This is a genomic window from Pedobacter jaeyakensis (assembly GCF_054461315.1).
In genome coordinates this window covers 861,417-878,338 of the sequence record NZ_CM136921.1, presented here as the reverse complement: position 1 = coordinate 878,338, position 16,922 = coordinate 861,417, and the positions used below count along the sequence as shown (strand labels likewise).

General features: G+C 37.8%; 21 protein-coding genes and 1 tRNA gene. 11 read left to right on the top strand and 11 right to left on the bottom strand.

From position 1 onward, the window contains the following. Positions 1–8: 8 nt before the first annotated feature. The 4 genes from ACXZ1K_RS04085 to ACXZ1K_RS04070 form a co-directional block, all read right to left on the bottom strand. Positions 9–1,715 carry a glycoside hydrolase family 3 protein gene (locus tag ACXZ1K_RS04085; protein ID WP_458972106.1) on the bottom strand — a complete coding sequence of 569 codons (1,707 nt, stop codon included), beginning with the start codon at positions 1,713–1,715 and terminating at the stop codon, positions 9–11. 117 nt (positions 1,716–1,832) lie between these two features. Continuing rightward, on the bottom strand, positions 1,833–2,006 hold the full coding sequence (locus ACXZ1K_RS04080) for a hypothetical protein (protein ID WP_458972105.1): 174 nt from the start codon (positions 2,004–2,006) through the stop codon (positions 1,833–1,835). Between the two features lie 125 nt (positions 2,007–2,131). Beyond that, entirely contained in the window at positions 2,132–2,740 is a 609-nt protein-coding gene (locus ACXZ1K_RS04075; protein WP_458972104.1) for a porin family protein, read from the bottom strand. A gap of 183 nt (positions 2,741–2,923) precedes the next feature. After that, positions 2,924–3,619 (bottom strand): LytR/AlgR family response regulator transcription factor, encoded by a 696-nt coding sequence (locus ACXZ1K_RS04070; RefSeq protein ID WP_458972103.1) that lies wholly within the window; start codon positions 3,617–3,619, stop codon positions 2,924–2,926. Between the two features lie 168 nt (positions 3,620–3,787). On the opposite strand from ACXZ1K_RS04070, the gene ACXZ1K_RS04065 reads away from it, so the two are divergent. Next, on the top strand, positions 3,788–4,411 hold the full coding sequence (locus tag ACXZ1K_RS04065) for a peptidase M16 family protein (protein WP_458972102.1): 624 nt from the start codon (positions 3,788–3,790) through the stop codon (positions 4,409–4,411). On the opposite strand, the gene ACXZ1K_RS04060 is transcribed toward ACXZ1K_RS04065, so the two are convergent. Next, entirely contained in the window at positions 4,365–4,661 is a 297-nt protein-coding gene (locus ACXZ1K_RS04060; RefSeq protein WP_458973231.1) for a helix-turn-helix domain-containing protein, read from the bottom strand. The genes ACXZ1K_RS04065 and ACXZ1K_RS04060 overlap by 47 nt on opposite strands. Positions 4,662–4,824: 163 nt before the next feature. Beyond that, complete coding sequence (locus tag ACXZ1K_RS04055; protein WP_458972101.1) at positions 4,825–5,130, bottom strand: hypothetical protein; 306 nt, start codon at positions 5,128–5,130, stop codon at positions 4,825–4,827. Positions 5,131–5,306: 176 nt separating this feature from the next. On the opposite strand from ACXZ1K_RS04055, the gene ACXZ1K_RS04050 reads away from it, so the two are divergent. The 3 genes from ACXZ1K_RS04050 to ACXZ1K_RS04040 all read left to right on the top strand — a co-directional run bounded on the left by ACXZ1K_RS04050 (position 5,307) and on the right by ACXZ1K_RS04040 (position 7,034). After that, positions 5,307–5,702 carry a hypothetical protein gene (locus ACXZ1K_RS04050; protein WP_458972100.1) on the top strand — a complete coding sequence of 132 codons (396 nt, stop codon included), beginning with the start codon at positions 5,307–5,309 and terminating at the stop codon, positions 5,700–5,702. Between the two features lie 160 nt (positions 5,703–5,862). Continuing rightward, a complete protein-coding gene (locus tag ACXZ1K_RS04045) occupies positions 5,863–6,039 on the top strand; it encodes a histone H1 (protein WP_458972099.1) in 177 nt (58 codons plus the stop codon). A gap of 104 nt (positions 6,040–6,143) precedes the next feature. Continuing rightward, positions 6,144–7,034, top strand: coding sequence for a bestrophin family protein (locus ACXZ1K_RS04040; protein ID WP_458972098.1), 891 nt, complete (start codon positions 6,144–6,146; stop codon positions 7,032–7,034). A 233-nt stretch (positions 7,035–7,267) separates the two neighbouring features. Here the strand turns inward: ACXZ1K_RS04040 and ACXZ1K_RS04035 are convergent. From ACXZ1K_RS04035 to ACXZ1K_RS04025, 3 genes are all read right to left on the bottom strand, one after another. After that, a tRNA-Ser gene (locus ACXZ1K_RS04035) sits at positions 7,268–7,358 on the bottom strand. Positions 7,359–7,385: 27 nt separating this feature from the next. Continuing rightward, positions 7,386–8,816 carry a pyruvate kinase gene (pyk, locus tag ACXZ1K_RS04030; RefSeq protein ID WP_458972097.1) on the bottom strand — a complete coding sequence of 477 codons (1,431 nt, stop codon included), beginning with the start codon at positions 8,814–8,816 and terminating at the stop codon, positions 7,386–7,388. A 74-nt stretch (positions 8,817–8,890) separates the two neighbouring features. Beyond that, positions 8,891–9,310 (bottom strand): IPExxxVDY family protein, encoded by a 420-nt coding sequence (locus ACXZ1K_RS04025; RefSeq protein ID WP_458972096.1) that lies wholly within the window; start codon positions 9,308–9,310, stop codon positions 8,891–8,893. Between the two features lie 159 nt (positions 9,311–9,469). Between ACXZ1K_RS04025 and ACXZ1K_RS04020 the strand changes: the two genes are divergently transcribed. The 3 genes from ACXZ1K_RS04020 to rnc are packed head-to-tail and all read left to right on the top strand — an operon-like array spanning position 9,470 to position 11,734. Then, on the top strand, positions 9,470–9,706 hold the full coding sequence (locus tag ACXZ1K_RS04020; RefSeq protein ID WP_008508386.1) for an acyl carrier protein: 237 nt from the start codon (positions 9,470–9,472) through the stop codon (positions 9,704–9,706). A gap of 27 nt (positions 9,707–9,733) precedes the next feature. Next, entirely contained in the window at positions 9,734–10,987 is a 1,254-nt protein-coding gene (gene fabF, locus ACXZ1K_RS04015) for a beta-ketoacyl-ACP synthase II (protein ID WP_458972095.1), read from the top strand. A gap of 18 nt (positions 10,988–11,005) precedes the next feature. Then, positions 11,006–11,734: a ribonuclease III gene (gene rnc / locus ACXZ1K_RS04010; RefSeq protein ID WP_458972094.1), complete on the top strand. Its 729-nt coding sequence runs from the start codon at positions 11,006–11,008 to the stop codon at positions 11,732–11,734. A 4-nt stretch (positions 11,735–11,738) separates the two neighbouring features. Here the strand turns inward: rnc and ACXZ1K_RS04005 are convergent, their stop codons facing one another. Continuing rightward, positions 11,739–12,449 (bottom strand): hypothetical protein, encoded by a 711-nt coding sequence (locus ACXZ1K_RS04005; RefSeq protein WP_458972093.1) that lies wholly within the window; start codon positions 12,447–12,449, stop codon positions 11,739–11,741. 111 nt (positions 12,450–12,560) lie between these two features. Between ACXZ1K_RS04005 and ACXZ1K_RS04000 the strand changes: the two genes are divergently transcribed. The 3 genes from ACXZ1K_RS04000 to nadD are packed head-to-tail and all read left to right on the top strand — an operon-like array spanning position 12,561 to position 14,606. Next, on the top strand, positions 12,561–13,424 hold the full coding sequence (locus ACXZ1K_RS04000) for a YicC/YloC family endoribonuclease (RefSeq protein WP_458973230.1): 864 nt from the start codon (positions 12,561–12,563) through the stop codon (positions 13,422–13,424). A 28-nt stretch (positions 13,425–13,452) separates the two neighbouring features. Then, a complete protein-coding gene (gmk, locus tag ACXZ1K_RS03995; protein WP_458972092.1) occupies positions 13,453–14,022 on the top strand; it encodes a guanylate kinase in 570 nt (189 codons plus the stop codon). Between the two features lie 11 nt (positions 14,023–14,033). Next, entirely contained in the window at positions 14,034–14,606 is a 573-nt protein-coding gene (gene nadD / locus ACXZ1K_RS03990) for a nicotinate (nicotinamide) nucleotide adenylyltransferase (RefSeq protein ID WP_458972091.1), read from the top strand. On the opposite strand, the gene ACXZ1K_RS03985 is transcribed toward nadD, so the two are convergent. After that, complete coding sequence (locus ACXZ1K_RS03985) at positions 14,603–15,313, bottom strand: SAM-dependent methyltransferase (RefSeq protein ID WP_458972090.1); 711 nt, start codon at positions 15,311–15,313, stop codon at positions 14,603–14,605. The two genes, nadD and ACXZ1K_RS03985, sit on opposite strands and share 4 nt — an antisense overlap. Before the next feature lie 314 nt (positions 15,314–15,627). Here ACXZ1K_RS03985 and ACXZ1K_RS03980 point away from each other — a divergent pair, with 314 nt between their 5' ends. After that, positions 15,628–16,884 carry a DUF6600 domain-containing protein gene (locus ACXZ1K_RS03980; protein ID WP_458972089.1) on the top strand — a complete coding sequence of 419 codons (1,257 nt, stop codon included), beginning with the start codon at positions 15,628–15,630 and terminating at the stop codon, positions 16,882–16,884. Positions 16,885–16,922: the final 38 nt, after the last annotated feature.

The following is a 16,922-nucleotide window of genomic DNA, read 5'->3' as shown; positions in this document are numbered from 1 at the left end:
CAAAATAGTTATTCTCCGTCGCCATATTTAAAATAGGTATTCACTGTAACTGGTAATTTCCCGGTGGCAGTAATTTGGTTTTTGAATACAGATGCCGCAGCTTGTTGCATAAAATCCTCCTTTTGGTAAGCTACTAGAAGCGCACTACTATTTTCCAAACCAGGCAGTGAGGCCAAATTATACGGATTAGCAAAAAGAACAAAAGATGCTTCTTTTTTAGCCATGTCGCTAATCATCATTTTTAGGTCGGGGCTAAGCACCATTCCGTTGCCCGGCCGGATTCTTGTGTCATGTATACTAATAATAACCTGTTCAAAATCTGGTATACCAGCCAATACCTTCGCAATCTCATTTGCATTTGCATTTTTATCCAAAGAGTAAAAAACCGAGTTTTGGTAATCTGCCCCGAGGCTACGCTGAAAAGTAGTTACTCCAGAAGTACCAATACTAATAATGGCAGTTCTTTTTTCTTTGCCCAACTTTTGAATAACCGCTTTACCTCTCAATACCGTCATTGATGCTTCAGCTAGGTGCTGCAATAATTTTAAACTTTCGGGACGTGTTACATCCTGAACAACATTTTGCGTCACTATCGTGTCCCGTTTGTTTAATCCCGACCAGTATTTTGCAGTTAGAATTTTTTTTACGCTCTCGTCAATACGTTCCATTGTGAGTCTTTTTTGACGTATCGCCTTAGCCACTAACCTAATGGCTCTTTCACTATTTTCAGAGAGCTCCAGAATGTCATTACCGGCAATTACTGCCATCACATCAGCCTCCCCATTCTTAAAATATTTAATCACTCCCTTCATACCCATAGCATCTGATATGATAAGTCCTTTGAATCCAAGTTCAGCTTTCAATATTCCAGTAACAATAGGCTGTGATAGGGTTGATGGCATGTTTGGGGTGCTGTCAAGAGCAGGGATGTTCATGTGTGCTATCATCACTCCTGCGGCTTCTGCCTTGATCAATTCACGAAAGGGATAAATCTCAAGGCTGTCCAGTCTCGCCTTACTAAACTTCAGCTGAGGCAAATCATAGTGAGAATCTACGTCTGTATCGCCGTGACCCGGAAAATGTTTAAGACTCACCAATAATCCGCCGTCCTGCATACCTTTCATAAATGCCCCGGCTTTGTTAGCTACATTATACTTATCCTCGCCAAAAGAACGGTAATTAATTACTGGGTTTTTAGCATTGTTATTTACGTCTACATCAGGTGCCAGATTAAGCTGAATACCTACCCTTCGGTAATCTTTAGCTATCTCCAATCCCATCTGGTAAATTAAGTCTTTGTTTTGTACAGCACCTAAGGCCATTTGATAAGGATAAGAAATAGTACTGTCCAATCGCATGCCTAATCCCCATTCACCATCAGACGCAATCAGCAAAGGTACTTTCGCATCTGACTGGTATTTGTTCGTTAGTAAAGCCTGCCTTCCAGGGCCTCCCTGAAAAAAAACTACTCCACCGAGGTGTTCCTTTCTGATCACTTTGCCAACAGAATCCTCATAGGCTTTACCCAAATTTGTGTGTGCTCTTACGAAAAACAGTTGTGCAATTTTTTGTCGCTTATTGAGTTTGCTAAATACAGAGTCAACCCATGGATTTGGTTCAGAGAGCGACTTTATGTATGACTTATTCTTTATTTGCCCTGCACATAATAATGTGATAAATAAAAAAGGGAAGATGAGGTAGTGTTTAATTGCCATTTAAGAAGCTAGGTATAAAATTCAAAGTTATGTAAAACCTCTGGTTAAAGAAAAACCGCCTGATGTTGCAGGCGGCTCTTTAAAAGGGATGTTATCCTCACACAAATAACTCGTTTATTATTTCTCTCGTTTTCGATCATTGTCCTTATTGGAAGTTTGGTCTGATCGCTGACCGCCCCCATTAGTTATTCCTTGTTGTTTCTTATCATCCTTCGCATTGTGAAAGGAACGGTCTGACGTTGGATTTCCTTGTGGACTCCCTGTATGCTTTAAATCTGTTGTCGTTTTCATAACTTCTTATTTAAGTACAAATTATAAACGTCACATCACTTATTATTGTTTGAATAAAACTTCTCTAAAATGTGGTAAGTAAAAAAGCCACTTTTTGAGCGGCTTTTTTATCAATGTTTAGCAGTTTAAAATTTTACACCTACACCTACAGAAAACACTTGGTTTTTGTATTCAGGCGTAGTTCTTGAACCGTCTTCATTATTTTTCTGGAAATCCAACGCATAACGGCCATGGATGTCAAATTGGCTATTAATATCGTAACGGAAACCAATCACACCACCAAGAAGACTTTTCTTGAAACGGTCAGATTCGTCCTCAACAATAGTTTCCTGTGCACTTCCGAAGGCACTATCAAATTTGTTTTTAGTGCTAGTTAAAAATGATACTTGCGGACCAACCACTAGATTTAAACCACTTCCACCAAGGTTGATACTCGCTAAAATTGGAATATCAATAAAGCTGGTTGTTTGGGTGAACTCACCAAAACTCGTGGTTGCCTTGTAGCCTTTTGTTGCATACAATAGCTCAGGCGTAAATGCTAAGCCCTTAATTAACGGAATATCAACTGTTACACCAGCGTTGAAGCCAGGATTAACTTTCGTATCAAAGTTATTGTTACCATCTCCCTTAATAATATCAGGTAAGTTTAGTCCTGCTTTTACGCCTAACCTAACTTGTGCGCTTGCAGCTGTTGCCGCGAAAAGGCCAATTGCCAAAATAATTATCTTTTTCATGTGTTTAATTTTTCACAGACTTATGAAAGAAATGTGCCATGATTTTCACTTCAAGAAAGAAAATTGACAAAAAAGGCCGTTAAAACACGATAGGCAGCTTTTAAGGTGCTATTTATGAAAAACTGACGCCCACGAAAATGAAAACAACATGTATCAAATTTAATACATTAGCTATTAACTACTTTAAAGAATCTGCATTCGCTTATTAAGTGCCGCGCGAAAAGCGTCAGACACAGGAATCAAAATATTATTCATAATTATCATTCCTCCATCGATTGTATCAATCCTCCCCACATTTATTATAAAAGATCGATGCACTCTAAAAAAATCATTCCCTACTAACTTTTGTTCAACTGCTTTTAAAGTGGAATGAATAATATATTCTTGTCCATCCAAGCATACTTTTACATAATCTCCCATAGCTTCGAAATAGAAAATATCAATTAATTTTAATCTTCTTACAATATTAGAGTCGCGGATGAAGATGAATTCATCTCCTCTGCTTTCTAATGCGAAACTCCTCATCTTTTTAAGTTCTCTGGCCTTCGTAACTGCTTGTAGAAATCTAACAGGAGAAACAGGCTTCGTAATAAAATCAACAACATTTAAATCATACGCTTCTGCTGCGTATTCAGAGCCCGATGTTGTAAATATAATTATCGGCCTAGTTCCGCTTAAACTTTTAACAAGTTCTATCCCACTCATTTCTGGCATCTCTATATCTAAGAACATTAAATCTACAGATGAGTTTACCATCTCCCTAGCCGCGGTAGCAGCATCAGAACATTCGCCAACTAGCCTTAATGAGGAATCCATGCTCACTAACTGTTTTAGTGCTGTTAGTTCAATTTTGTTGTCGTCAACAATCAAGCAATTCATTCGGCATAGGGTTGTTTACACTAAAATAAATAAAAATTAAAAAGGTATATCAGATTTTTATTTTAAACGGGCAATTTGGGGTGCTTATCTTCTGAAATCGCCTTTCTATCTATTCCTTATTTGATAGAATTTACGTAAACTATACATTTGCGGACTTCTAATACAAAAATGAAAACAAAAAGAAATCTGTCATTCACAATATTACTCATCATTCTATCTTATTCAGCCAAGTCGCAGGTTGGCTTTATGAATCCTGTTGGCTTCAAATTAAAAAACGGAATGCATGTTATTGTAGCGGAAAACAAAAATACACAAAAGGTATACGCTAGCCTTACTGTTGATGAAATTAGCACAGCACCTAACTACGCCTTACTCGAGTTGTTGAATATGACGCTCAATAAAATGGCGATTGAATCTCAAGCCGGCATTACTTTTAACGAGAAAGGCGGCAACATCTCTACTTCAATTGCAGGTTTGGAATATGCATTATCTGCTTTACAAAAGACTGTTTACTATGCCTCGTTTAGTGAGGAATCCTTTAGAAATCTTAAAATTGAGCTAGTGAATAAGATAAAAGATAGGACAAAATACTTCCCAGAAGATGTCACGGAAGCAACAATCAATAAATTGAACCTTGCTGATCTAAAAAATCTATACTTAGTATCTTTCCAGCCTTCTAAGTCCTATCTAACAATTGCTGGTAACGTCAACCCGGCTGAAGCAAAATTACTCTTAAAAAATATTTTTAGAGAATGGGCATTTTCAGAAAAAAATACCGAAACCAGTAAATAATAGACCGACAACAATTAAGGTTGTCGGTTTTTTTTTGACCTTTAATTCGTTCAATTTTGTGTGAATTGCTTTCAAAGAAATCAACTACATCAGTTTCCAATATATCTGCAATATCAAAAAGCTTATCCAAAGTGAGATTACTGCGTCCTAACTCTAACTTGCTGTAAGCATTTTGAGAAAGCGCCAATTTTTGAGCTATTTGATATTGAGAATATCCCTTAAATTTCCTGATATTCTTAATGCGCAACATTAGAGCATCTGCCTGAAATCTACCTTTACTCATGGATGTAAATATAATGTTTGTTTACAAAAACAACAAAATACTTAAACAATACGCGCTCTGTTGAGCACATGTCTATTTCATAGAGCTTTAAGTGATAAACTTTAGTCTGCCAGGCAAATTAAGCTATCATCTAATCAAGTTCGCGGCGTAAGATTTCCTTTAAAGGTGTAATACGTACCACCTTATTTAACAATTCTCCTCTTTTCAATTCAAATAATTCTTCAAACAATACGACCTTCTCATGTGGAATATCCTGCTTTGCATCTATCAGCATATTACGGTAGTTGTGAAAAGTGTTTAATGATATGTTCAATAACTTAGGCAATTTCTTCATTGCTTGCTGGTGATCAGGCAAATTATATTTAAGCAAGCATTCGTTGATTTTATACTTTCTTATTTGTCCGGGTTTAACCACTGTTCTCGATTTTTTTTCCATGAATAATTAGTTATTAATATAAAAACGATATCTAAAAATTAACATCTAGTATTATTTCTCACCACGTATCCTAAATTTTATTTATTTTTACCAAAATTTTAACGAAAGACGTCACGAGTTTATTACACAATATTACTTAATTTATTACGCACTATACAAATAATACTTAATTTTTTATGGATTTAAAGGAAATTGTAGATACTCTTCTTAAAGAAAAAAAGCTCACTAAAAGATGGTTGGCCGCAAAAGTAAAGATGCAACCAGATGGCTTTAGATTGGCTTTAAAAAACCATTCTATTAAATTTGATGAACTTTCGCGTATGTCTGAAGCTCTGGAGGTATCTCCATCCACGTTCTTCTCAGCAACTCTAAAAGAATACGAGAATAAAAACTTAAATAATTCAGTTTTAGAAACTGATGAAAACAGGCTATACTTAGAAAGTTCATCTAAAAATGAGGTAAGGTCCATCAAAACTCAGAACAAAAAGCTTAAGGAAGAAGTATTGATCCTCAAAGAACAACTTCAAGATAAATCTAAAATCATAAAACTACTTGAAGATAAAGTAAAATAACGCGGTCAGAATTTGCATTCTGTTGCAGAATGCCCCTAAATGGTTATAATAAATGTTGATGAGATAAATTATTATTAATATAGAAACATATTAAATATATTTTTTGATATATTCACTCCTCAAAACCAATCAATTATAAACTCATAAATTAAAAAAACGTATGGACAAGTTTCAAAAAGTGAAAGATCTTGTGGATTCAATCCAGAAGGATGCAGAAAAATTTTACAACGGCGGCAATGGTGCTGCAGGTACCCGCGTACGCAAGGGAATGCAGGATTTGAAAAACTTAGCTACTGAGATCCGCAAAGAAATCACAGAAAAAAAGAACTCCAAATAATTCATCCGATTGTTTAGGAAAGAAAAAAGGCCATCTTGAAATTCAAGGTGGCCTTTTTAAATTTTAGGCACTTATTTTGTTTTGAAAAATCCCAAGCGTCAATTATGTTACTCATTCAAAATATAAGACTTTCCCGAATTCTAAGAAATACATGGCAGGTGGACCTTATCATGATAGGCTCCTGTACAGCCGCATATCTTGTTAGGGAATACTTGATCGCGCATCATTTTGAGATACCTGTAATCATCCCATCTCTGTTGGGAACTGCTATTGCATTTTTTATTGGCTTCAACAACAATCAAGCATATGATAGGTGGTGGGAAGGAAGAAAAATTTGGGGATCTTTAGTCAACGACTCTAGGTCTTTCGCACGAGCGTTGATTAACTATGTGGAAAATGAACCCGAAGTATCAAAGCGAATGATTTATCGTCACATAGCCTTCTTATATGCCTTAAAAGCAAATTTAAGAGGGGTAACTGATGAAATCTATACCAAATACTTAACCACCGCTGATCTTCATGAGATATCAAAACACAGCAATTTACACAATGCGATTCTCAATCTTCAAGCACGGGATCTCCAACTTATCTCGAAAAAGAACGCCATCGATGGCTTTAGATTTATGGAGATTAGCCAAATGCTTACCCGCTTTTCGGACTCCATGGGGATGAGTGAAAGAATAAAAAACACTGTATTTCCAACTACTTACACCTACCTCACCAAAGTATTTATTTGGCTCTTTGTTATCAGTTTTACTTTGGTAATTAGTCAATCGGCAGGAGTGTATTCCATTTTCTTAGGATGGTTAATAGGGTTTGTGTTTGTTTCTACCCAGATAAATGGTATGAGTTTGGTCAATCCATTCGATAACAAATCAGCAGGCGTTCCATTAAACCAGATTACTCGCAATATAGAAATTAACCTTCTACAGATGTTGGGAGAGGATAAAATTCCAGAACCCATCAAGCCAATTAATAACGAATATATACTATAAAGGCTCTTTAGTCTTAACTTGATAAAATGTGTAGTAAGCAAATTGGTAGGCCATGAATGATCATTAGTTTGTCTTTTCGATATGCAACAGTATAGAATTGATAATGTATGGTTACCTGGATATGATATTCATACTGAAGCTAGAACGAACAAGATGTCAAAAAATCTATCAAAGCAAGGTCTGCTATAAATAAAAAAGCCCAGTGCGTTAACACCGGGCTTCTAGTTTACTTCTGGCGGAGAGTGAGAGATTCGAACTCTCGATACCCTTTTGAGGTATACACACTTTCCAGGCGTGCTCCTTCAACCACTCGGACAACTCTCCTTTTGAAGGATTGCAAAAGTAGAAAAATTATTCGATAACCGTTACTTTCAGCATATTGGTTTTACCTTTTTGCTCCATTGGTATAGCGGCAGTATTGATAATTACATCACCTTTTTTAACTAGCTTATATTCTTTAAGCAAGTCATTAACGTCTTGGATCGTCTCATCAGTACTTTCAAACTTATCATAATAAAAGCCCTGTACACCCCAAATTAAACTTAAACTGTTTAATAAGCTTCTGTTACTGGTGAAGATGTAAGTCAATGCTTTTGGTCTGTGACTTGATATCTCAAAAGCAGTGTAACCACTAACAGTCATAGATACAATACCAACAGCATTGGTTTGTTTAGACAAGAAACAAGCAGAATCGCAAACAGCATCACTCAAGAAGCTTTCAGCTTTGGGCTTAAGGAACTTTTCAGGATGAAATGGATAGTTATTCTGCTCAATGTTCTGGATGATTTTCTGCATGGTTTCAATAACGATCAAAGGAAACTCTCCTACAGATGTCTCTCCGCTAAGCATTACCGCATCTGCTCCGTCCAATACAGAGTTAGCCACATCATTTACCTCAGCACGTGTGGGCCTAGGCGTAGTGATCATGCTCTCTAGCATTTGTGTAGCCACGATAACTGGCTTAGAGGCTGCACGACACTTCTGAACGATCATTTTTTGCAATAATGGAACCTCTTCCATCGGCATTTCAACCCCAAGATCACCACGGGCAACCATAACACCGTCTGAAACGGCAATAATTGCATCAATGTTAGCAATAGCTTCTGGTTTCTCTATTTTAGCAATTACCCTTGCAGTTTTTCCGCGTGCAGCAATAATTTCTTTTAATTCGGTAATGTCTTCTGCGTTACGCACAAACGAAAGACCGATCCATTCTACATCATTTTGTAGTACGAATTCCAGGTTCTCTTTGTCTTCCGGTGTCAAAGAAGGAATTGATACTTTAGTATTTGGAAGGTTAACACCCTTTCTTGAGGTCAGGATACCTCCATGAACAACTTCACATAATACTTCATCTTTCAAATTAGTTTCAATTACACGCATCTGTAGTTTCCCGTCATCCAGAAGGATGATCTCACCAGGCTTTACATCCTGAGGAAAAGTATCATATGTGATATAAATACGTTCTTCGTTACCTACGCATTTCTGAGTAGTGATGATTGTTCGTGAACCATTTATAAGATTTATACCGCCATCTTGTACCATCCCGATACGAATTTTAGGGCCTTGCAAATCCGCAAGAATACCTACATTATAGCCATATTTTTCATTAAGACCACGAATGGTGTCCAGTACTGCCTGGTGGTCTGCTTGAGAACCGTGAGAAAAATTTAAACGACAAACGTCAAGTCCGGCGTTAAACATACTATATAAAACTTCAGGTTTGGCTGATGCAGGACCTAAGGTAGCTACAATTTTTGTTCTTGAATGAAATGGTTTCATTAGGTTATTAATATAATTTTGTCTGATATTCTAACTTCAAATATAGTGTATTTAATACACCCACAATATAAAATTTACATTACCAAGTTTTCACGAGACTTTAACCGCTTTGGATCTATCTGCGCAGCTACCTGAATATCAGGAAGTTTATTTAATCCACTAAGTATGTAATTGAGGTCTTCCTTATCTATATATTGGTGTATGACCATAAAAAAATCTACTTTATTCATTTCTGGAATTAAAAACCCTTCTGCGTTTCGGTTGTTTATCAAATAGTATTCGATTTCGCCCTGTTCCACAAAGAAATAGTACTTAGTGAAAGAAAGTGGGTCTTCATCAATATTAAAATAAACTTCATGGTCTTCGATTTTTTCAAAATCAAAGTTAAGGCGGGTATTGATTTTGTGACAAAGAACATAGTCTTTAAGAGACGCAGTAATGGCAATAAGGACAAAATCGAGATCTAATGATAGTTTTAAATAAGTTTTGTTCAAAACACAATATGATTACTGGAATACGAAATTATAAAACTAATTTTACTTTAATGTTCGAAATAAAAACATTAAAATTGATAGAGAAATAAAAACATTTGAAATGTGTTAGAATTTATTTTTCTTTGCACTGAATTATTTAACCATTAAATTATAATCATTATGTCTGATATTGCTTCAAGAGTTAAGGCTATTATCGTTGAAAAATTAGGTGTGGACGAAAGCGAAGTTACACCAGAAGCTTCTTTCACTAACGACTTGGGTGCGGATTCTTTAGATACAGTAGAACTTATTATGGAGTTTGAAAAAGAATTCAATGTAGCAATCCCTGATGATCAGGCTGAGACCATTGGTACAGTTGGTCAAGCAATTGCTTACCTGGAAAAAAACGTTAAGTAAAATACGGTCTCCGTATAATCCGCATAAATGGAATTAAAAAGAGTTGTAGTTACAGGGTTAGGTGCGCTCACTCCAATTGGTAATACCATCCCTGAGTTTTGGGATGGCTTATTAAATGGTGTGAGCGGCGCTGGCCCTATTACTGGTTTTGACACCTCAAAGTTCAAAACAAAATTTGCATGTGAGCTTAAAAACTTCAATCCTGAAGACTTTTTGGATAAAAAGGAGGCCCGCAAATTAGATCCATTTGTTCAATATGCCTTAGTATCAACCGATGAAGCCGTAAAAGACGGAAACTTCAATTTTTCTGAATTGGATACCAATCGTATTGGTGTAATCTGGGGATCAGGTATAGGCGGTTTTAAAACTTTTCAGGATGAAATGAAGAACTTTTTCTTGGGTGACGGCACGCCACGCATTAATCCCTTCTTTATTCCTAAAGTCATTATTGACATTGTTCCAGGCCATATTTCTATAAAATATGGTTTACGTGGACCAAATTTCGCAACAGTTTCTGCTTGTGCCTCTTCGACAAATGCAATGATCGACGCTTACAATTACATCAGACTAAATATGTGTGATGTGATCATCAGCGGTGGATCTGAAGCAATTATCAACGAAGCAGGCATAGGGGGCTTTAACGCAATGCATGCGCTTTCTACAAGAAATGATGACGCTGCAACTGCATCCAGACCGTTTGACAAAGACCGCGATGGTTTTGTTGCCGGGGAAGGTGCAGGGACGATTATACTCGAAGAACTGGAACATGCAAAAAAACGCGGCGCAAAAATTTATGCCGAACTTGTTGGTGGCGGCATGAGTGCAGATGCCAATCACATAACGGCTCCTCACCCGCAAGGATTGGGTGCGAGAATGGTGATGACCAACGCATTGAGAGATGCGGGCATGACTACTGCCGACATTGACTACATTAACGTTCATGGTACTTCTACCCCATTGGGTGATATATCAGAAAGCAGGGCTATTGTTGATCTTTTTGGCGAAGACGCTTACAAACTAAACATTAGTTCAACTAAATCGATGACTGGCCATTTATTAGGGGCCGCTGGTGCTATAGAAGCAATTGCGTCTATACTTGCAGTACAGAATGATGTAGTACCTCCTACAATCAATCACTTTACAGATGATCCAGATTTTGATCCAAAATTAAACTTCACATTCAATAAGTCACAAAAACGTCCTATACGTGCGGCATTAAGCAACACATTTGGATTTGGTGGCCATAATGCTTCTGTGATTTTCAAAAAATACGAAGAGTAACAGTCCTTATTTCAATTAATGTCAATACTTGACCTGTATAAACTTTATCTGTCCGCAGATAAAGACTTTATAAAAAAGTTGAACAATATTTTAGGCTTCGTGCCTGGAAATACCGTTTTGTATAAAATGGCGTTCAGACACAGGTCTGTTGCAAAAATCTTGAAAAACGGCAGCAGAAGCAGCAATGAGCGATTGGAGTTTTTAGGCGATGCAATTCTAGGGTCAGTAATAGCAGAGTTGCTTTTTAAAAGCTATCCTTACAAAGAAGAGGGATTTCTGACGGAAATGCGATCTAAAATTGTAAACCGAGCCAATTTAAATCAACTTGCAAGAAAGATGGGTTTTGATCAGCTTATTGTATTTGATCAGAAAACAGTAAACGTCCAAACCAAACATCATTCTATGTTGGGCGATGCATTCGAAGCTTTAATTGGGGCCATTTATCTGGATAAGGGCTACAATTTCACTAAAGACTTCTTGCTTAAAAGGATTGTGAAGCCGTACATAGACATTCATACTCTTGAATTAACAGAAACCAATTTTAAGAGTAAGTTAATCGAATGGTGCCAGCGTCATGGTAAAGATATTTCATTTGACATGGTACAAAATAGCGAAGGAGAAAGCACAAAATTGTTCACAATAAATGCTGTTATTGAAGGCGAAAGTTTTGGAGTGGGAAGAGATTACAATAAAAAGAACGCCGAAAAGCTAGCTGCAGAGAAAGCCTGCGAAGCATTATCCATTTAATCTTTTATTTTTTTAGGCTTTCTTTATAAGTTTTATAGGATTCTCTTATATATTTAATGGCATCATATTTAGCCCAATACTGCGCCTTATCAAATGGTGGGCGGTAATAAATCATAAAATCTTCTAAATCCGTTCCCTTCAAATCTGTATTCTCCTGAATAATTGTCTCATTAAAAAATCCGTCAATCAGTGTTTGTTGCATTTCAGTCTCATAGTATTTGCCAAACCTCCTTGCATTCTTTGGGGTCCGGCCAAAGGTCTCATAAAGTGCGGTAAGTGGCTTAAAAAGGAAGGATAGCACTGGAGGCTTACCTGAATAAAAGACGCCCTTATTTCGGTACTCCTGCTTCATCTCTGTAAGTTCAAGCTTTTTTGACTGCTCTGTAATTTTTACTTCTTTCAGCATGGTTCCCCTCCTCAACTTAATTAATAGGTCTGTCTGAGATCGAACCACAACAGCGGAGTCTGAAAACTCGCCTGCATAAATTAATAAGGTATCCCCAACAGCAGCCTTGATTTCAAAAATGCCAAGGCTATTGGTAGTGGAAGTGAATGTTGTTCTTCTATTTTGAATTTGTGCAGAGCCAATCCTATTATTTGTACCCAATTCAAGTATAGCCCCCTTCAACTGGAATTCTTGTTGGGCGAAAAGCGAGGTGGAGGAAAGCGATAACGCCAGGAAGCTTAATAAAAGATATAGGCGATTAATTAACATTAGCTACATATAATTGGGTAAACTTAAGAAAGTTTGCTAATAGAATAAGTTAAAAAAAGTTAAATGGTTTTGAAAACGCAATAAATTATATCTTTGCACATGATAAAATCAATGACAGGGTATGGCCTTGCCTTAACTGATCATGAAAATGCAAAATTTTCAGTAGAGATCAAGTCCCTAAACAGCAAGTTCTTAGAACTGAACTTAAAAATGCCAAGAGCGTTTTCAGAAAAAGAATTGCTTTTGCGCAACATTTGCAGTAAAGACATTGAACGTGGCAAAGTTAGCGTAGCTATTAACGTAGAACGTGGTGAAGAAAATTTAAAAGGAGCAACAATTAATGCGGGACTGTTAAGTAAGTATTATAAGCAGCTACAAGAAATTAATCAAAGTCTAGGAGCAGATTCAACTAATCTTTTACAGGCTGCACTTAATTTCCCTGAGGTGATCAGCTATGCTGAAGAGGAGATTAATGAAGGTGACTGGGATATACTTAATGCTACATTTGTCAACGCTTTGACCAACTTTAACCAATTTAGAGCCGCAGAAGGTATGGTCTTAAGGACGGACCTTGAATTAAGAATTAAAAACATATTACAATTTTTCGCTGAAGTTGAGGTGTTGGAACCACTCCGTATTCCTTCCATAAAAAACAGATTAAATCAGTTTCTGGAAGATAATGTAGGAAAACTAAACATAGACCAGAACCGTTTAGAGCAAGAATTGATATATTATATTGATAAGCTTGACATTACTGAAGAGAAAATAAGACTTAAAAGTCACTGCGACTATTTTATTGAAACCCTAAAAAGCAAGGATGCTAATGGTAAGAAACTCGGGTTTATTTCTCAGGAAATTGGCCGTGAGATTAACACAATGGGAGCTAAAGCTAACGACGCACAAATACAACAACTTGTTGTTGGAATGAAAGAAGAGCTTGAAAAAATTAAGGAACAACTATTAAACGTTCTTTAAGCTTTTGCTTGAGGACCAAATAAATTAAATGAAACAAGGTAAACTCATTATATTTTCAGCACCTTCTGGAGCAGGCAAAACAACTATAGTAAAGCATTTGCTTAAGAAATTTCCGAACTTAAGTTTCTCTATTTCTGCAACAACCCGCGAATCAAGGGGCGATGAACAGAATGAAAAAGATTATTATTTCATTACCAAGGAGGATTTCCTTCACCGTGTTGCGCGCCAGGAATTTGTAGAATTTGAGGAGGTGTATAATGGTACATTCTACGGCACCTTAAGATCCGAAATAGAAAGAATTTGGAATGATGACAAACACGTCATATTTGATATTGATGTAGAAGGCGGTCTGCGTTTAAAACGTAAATACGAACAGGATGCATTGGCTATTTTCGTACAACCGCCTTCTCTTGACGTTTTAAAGGAACGTTTAAGTGGTCGCGGTACAGATAGTCAGGAGAAACTTCAGGAACGATTTACAAAAGCAGAGAAAGAGTTGGAATATGCTGATAAGTTTGACATCATATTAAAGAACCACGACCTAGACACCGCCTGTGCTGAGGCCGAAGAGTTGATAAGTAAATTTCTGGGAAACTAGTAATCAGCTTAATGAAAACAGGGCTATTTTTCGGATCTTTTAACCCCATACACATTGGACACTTGGTTATCGCTAACTACATGGCTGGATTTAGCGGTCTTGATGAGGTGTGGCTAGTTGTATCTCCTCATAATCCTTTAAAGAATAAAAATGGTTTGGCAAATATGTACGATCGCCTGGAGATGGCCAAGTTGGCTACCGATAATGCCAAGCACATTAAAGTGAGTGATATTGAGTTCGGTCTTCCTCAACCCTCCTTTACCATAGATACACTAACCTACCTTAACGAAAAATACCCAGAAAGGAATTTCGCATTAATTATGGGGGCAGACAACCTTACATCTTTTAAAAAGTGGAAGAATTATGAGGTTTTATTAAAAAATTATGAAATCTACGTTTATCCGAGACCTAACATAGATTTGTTCCAATGGCAAAAACACCCTGCAGTAACTATCACAGAGACACCCCAAATGGACATCTCCTCTACATTTATCAGAAAAGCAATTGCTGAAGGAAAGAATGTCCAATATTTTGTTCCAGACGCTGTATTGAATTTTATTGACAGCAAGAACATGTATCGTTAACTGCGATATAGCAAGAAAATCGTTGGCTTCTTATGCAGGTCAATCCGCTCCTGTCTCCACTGTCCTACAGACATTGTTTTAACGAACTCGTGTTCGCTGGTCATATTACTGGCTATACAAAGTAATGTTTGGGCGGCTGTATTTTTTAAAATGTCCTCGAACATGTGATTATTTCTGAAAGGGGTCTCAATAAAAATTTGCGTCTGTTTATGTTGTTGAGCCAACTGCTCCAATTCTTTGATCCGTTTAACACGATCCACTTTATCGATAGGCAAATAACCATGAAAAGTAAAGCTCTGCCCATTGAAACCGGAAGCCATTAGCGCAAGAAGCAATGAACTGGGGCCAACCAGGGGAACTACCTTTATTCCTCGTTTATGAGCTTCGGACACAACCTCTGCTCCGGGGTCTGCAACACCAGGGCATCCAGCTTCACTCATTAAACCAACGTCTTTACCTGTCATCAGTTCCTTAAAATATGGAACCATAGAATCATTTCTCTTATGTTTTCCATAATCATGAATGGTCAGGTCAGACTGGGGCGTTTTTATCCCTGCTTCCTTTAAGAACTTTCGGGCTGTTTTCTCGTTTTCGACGATATAGGTGGTCAAAGAATTGATGGTATCACCTAAGTAAGCTGTAAAAGATTTGCTTGCTGCGTTTTCCGCCAGAGGGACAGGGATCAAAAAGAGTGTACCTTTTTCCATAAATTATTTTAAATGATATTAATTACTGCAAAATGCGGTATTTTTTTTCTTTTGCTACAAAGGTGCTAAATTATTGTAATCTACGTGCAACCTTGTTTGCTTAAGGATCGTCCTTACAAAAAGTATTTTGTAAATTGATACATTAATAACAGATTATATGTTCGCACATACAAGACTTAAACCAATATAATTACGTTATCATCCATAAGCATAATGTAATATTTTATAAAGCGTTAAACTTTGAGTTGGTTTGGAACTCAAATTGATATACAAAGATTGTTAGGTAAATTTAAAACACACACAAAATGAAACACATGATCAAATTACCGGCTATTGTGCTGGGGCTCATGCTCCTTCTAACCGGAACCACACAAAAGGTTATGGCACAAGACGAGGACGTGTCCATGCAGTCCTTCTATGATGAATTATCTCCTTATGGAACTTGGATTCAGGATCCTCAGTACGGATATGTATGGAGACCTGACGTCGAGCAGGGCGAATTTAGGCCTTATTACAGCAACGGCCGCTGGGCGATGACCGAATATGGCAACACTTGGGTATCGGACTATGATTGGGGCTGGGCACCTTTTCACTACGGCCGTTGGGTTTATAATCGATACAGCCAGTGGGTTTGGATTCCCGATACAGTGTGGGGACCGGCATGGGTAAGCTGGAGAAGCGGAGGTGGATATTATGGATGGGCACCAATGGGTCCGGGTATGAACGTTAACGTAAATATTAACATTCCTGATCTATGGTGGGTATTCGTGCCACAACGAAATATCTACTACAATAGCTTCCCACGTTATTATTCTCGCAGAAATGTTGTAATTATTAACAATACTACAATCATAAACAACACCTATGTCAGGAATAACCGCTATTATTCAAGTGGCCCAAGAGCAAATGATATTAGAAGATATACCGGAAGGGACGTACCTGTTTACAGTGTTAACAGAACTGCAAGACCAAGCAGGACCAACTTTGATGGCAATAGGATTAATATGTATTCGCCTAGTCGCAGCAGAGCAGGAAATACTGGGGTTACAGGCCCAAGAGAGTCAGTAAGAGGTGAAGGTTATGCAACAGCCAGACCTGATCGTTCTTCGCAGGATGGTAGACAAGGTAATGGCTATGATCGACAGGTAAGAGGTGACGACAGAATCACAGCGAACAGAGAGCCAGTTGGCAACAGACCGGATAGAAATATACAACAAGCCCAGCCGCAAAGGGATCAGCAGCAAAGGGACGAAAGGGCTGCAACAGCCAGGCCAGAGCGAGTTGGAAGACAAGATCAGGCACAGCCGCAAGTTAGGCCTGATCAAGGTCAGAGAGCCGCCCAAGTAGACCAACAAGTTCAGGCAGAAAGACAGCCTCAAACTGACAGGCAGGTACAAGCTAGGCAAGAACAACCAAGGCAACAACAAGCTCAGCCACAACGGATGGAGAGAAGACCGGAAGTCCAACAGGCACCTCAACGCATGGAGCGTTCTGCACCGAGCAGATCTTCAGGAAACGAAGGTAGGGGAAGCACTTCATCTGGCAGGTCGTCCAGAGGAGGACGAGGATAACATTTTCAAAGCATTAAGAAAGCCGGCACACAGCCGGC

Bases quoted from the DNA above. Each gene is read 5' to 3' on its own strand.
- ACXZ1K_RS04000 (WP_458973230.1), top strand. From the start codon at position 12,561: ATGACAGGGTATGGCCTTGCCTTAACTGATCATGAAAATGCAAAATTT.
- gmk (WP_458972092.1), top strand. From the start codon at position 13,453: ATGAAACAAGGTAAACTCATTATATTTTCAGCACCTTCTGGAGCAGGC.
- ACXZ1K_RS04045 (WP_458972099.1), top strand. From the start codon at position 5,863: ATGGACAAGTTTCAAAAAGTGAAAGATCTTGTGGATTCAATCCAGAAG.
- ACXZ1K_RS04020 (WP_008508386.1), top strand. From the start codon at position 9,470: ATGTCTGATATTGCTTCAAGAGTTAAGGCTATTATCGTTGAAAAATTA.
- fabF (WP_458972095.1), top strand. From the start codon at position 9,734: ATGGAATTAAAAAGAGTTGTAGTTACAGGGTTAGGTGCGCTCACTCCA.
- ACXZ1K_RS04040 (WP_458972098.1), top strand. From the start codon at position 6,144: ATGTTACTCATTCAAAATATAAGACTTTCCCGAATTCTAAGAAATACA.
- ACXZ1K_RS04065 (WP_458972102.1), top strand. From the start codon at position 3,788: ATGAAAACAAAAAGAAATCTGTCATTCACAATATTACTCATCATTCTA.
- nadD (WP_458972091.1), top strand. From the start codon at position 14,034: ATGAAAACAGGGCTATTTTTCGGATCTTTTAACCCCATACACATTGGA.
- ACXZ1K_RS04055 (WP_458972101.1), bottom strand. From the start codon at position 5,130: ATGGAAAAAAAATCGAGAACAGTGGTTAAACCCGGACAAATAAGAAAG.
- ACXZ1K_RS04070 (WP_458972103.1), bottom strand. From the start codon at position 3,619: ATGAATTGCTTGATTGTTGACGACAACAAAATTGAACTAACAGCACTA.
- ACXZ1K_RS04085 (WP_458972106.1), bottom strand. From the start codon at position 1,715: ATGGCAATTAAACACTACCTCATCTTCCCTTTTTTATTTATCACATTA.
- ACXZ1K_RS03985 (WP_458972090.1), bottom strand. From the start codon at position 15,313: ATGGAAAAAGGTACACTCTTTTTGATCCCTGTCCCTCTGGCGGAAAAC.
- ACXZ1K_RS04075 (WP_458972104.1), bottom strand. From the start codon at position 2,740: ATGAAAAAGATAATTATTTTGGCAATTGGCCTTTTCGCGGCAACAGCT.
- ACXZ1K_RS03980 (WP_458972089.1), top strand. From the start codon at position 15,628: ATGATCAAATTACCGGCTATTGTGCTGGGGCTCATGCTCCTTCTAACC.
- pyk (WP_458972097.1), bottom strand. From the start codon at position 8,816: ATGAAACCATTTCATTCAAGAACAAAAATTGTAGCTACCTTAGGTCCT.
- rnc (WP_458972094.1), top strand. From the start codon at position 11,006: ATGTCAATACTTGACCTGTATAAACTTTATCTGTCCGCAGATAAAGAC.
- ACXZ1K_RS04060 (WP_458973231.1), bottom strand. From the start codon at position 4,661: ATGTTGCGCATTAAGAATATCAGGAAATTTAAGGGATATTCTCAATAT.
- ACXZ1K_RS04080 (WP_458972105.1), bottom strand. From the start codon at position 2,006: ATGAAAACGACAACAGATTTAAAGCATACAGGGAGTCCACAAGGAAAT.
- ACXZ1K_RS04005 (WP_458972093.1), bottom strand. From the start codon at position 12,449: ATGTTAATTAATCGCCTATATCTTTTATTAAGCTTCCTGGCGTTATCG.
- ACXZ1K_RS04050 (WP_458972100.1), top strand. From the start codon at position 5,307: ATGGATTTAAAGGAAATTGTAGATACTCTTCTTAAAGAAAAAAAGCTC.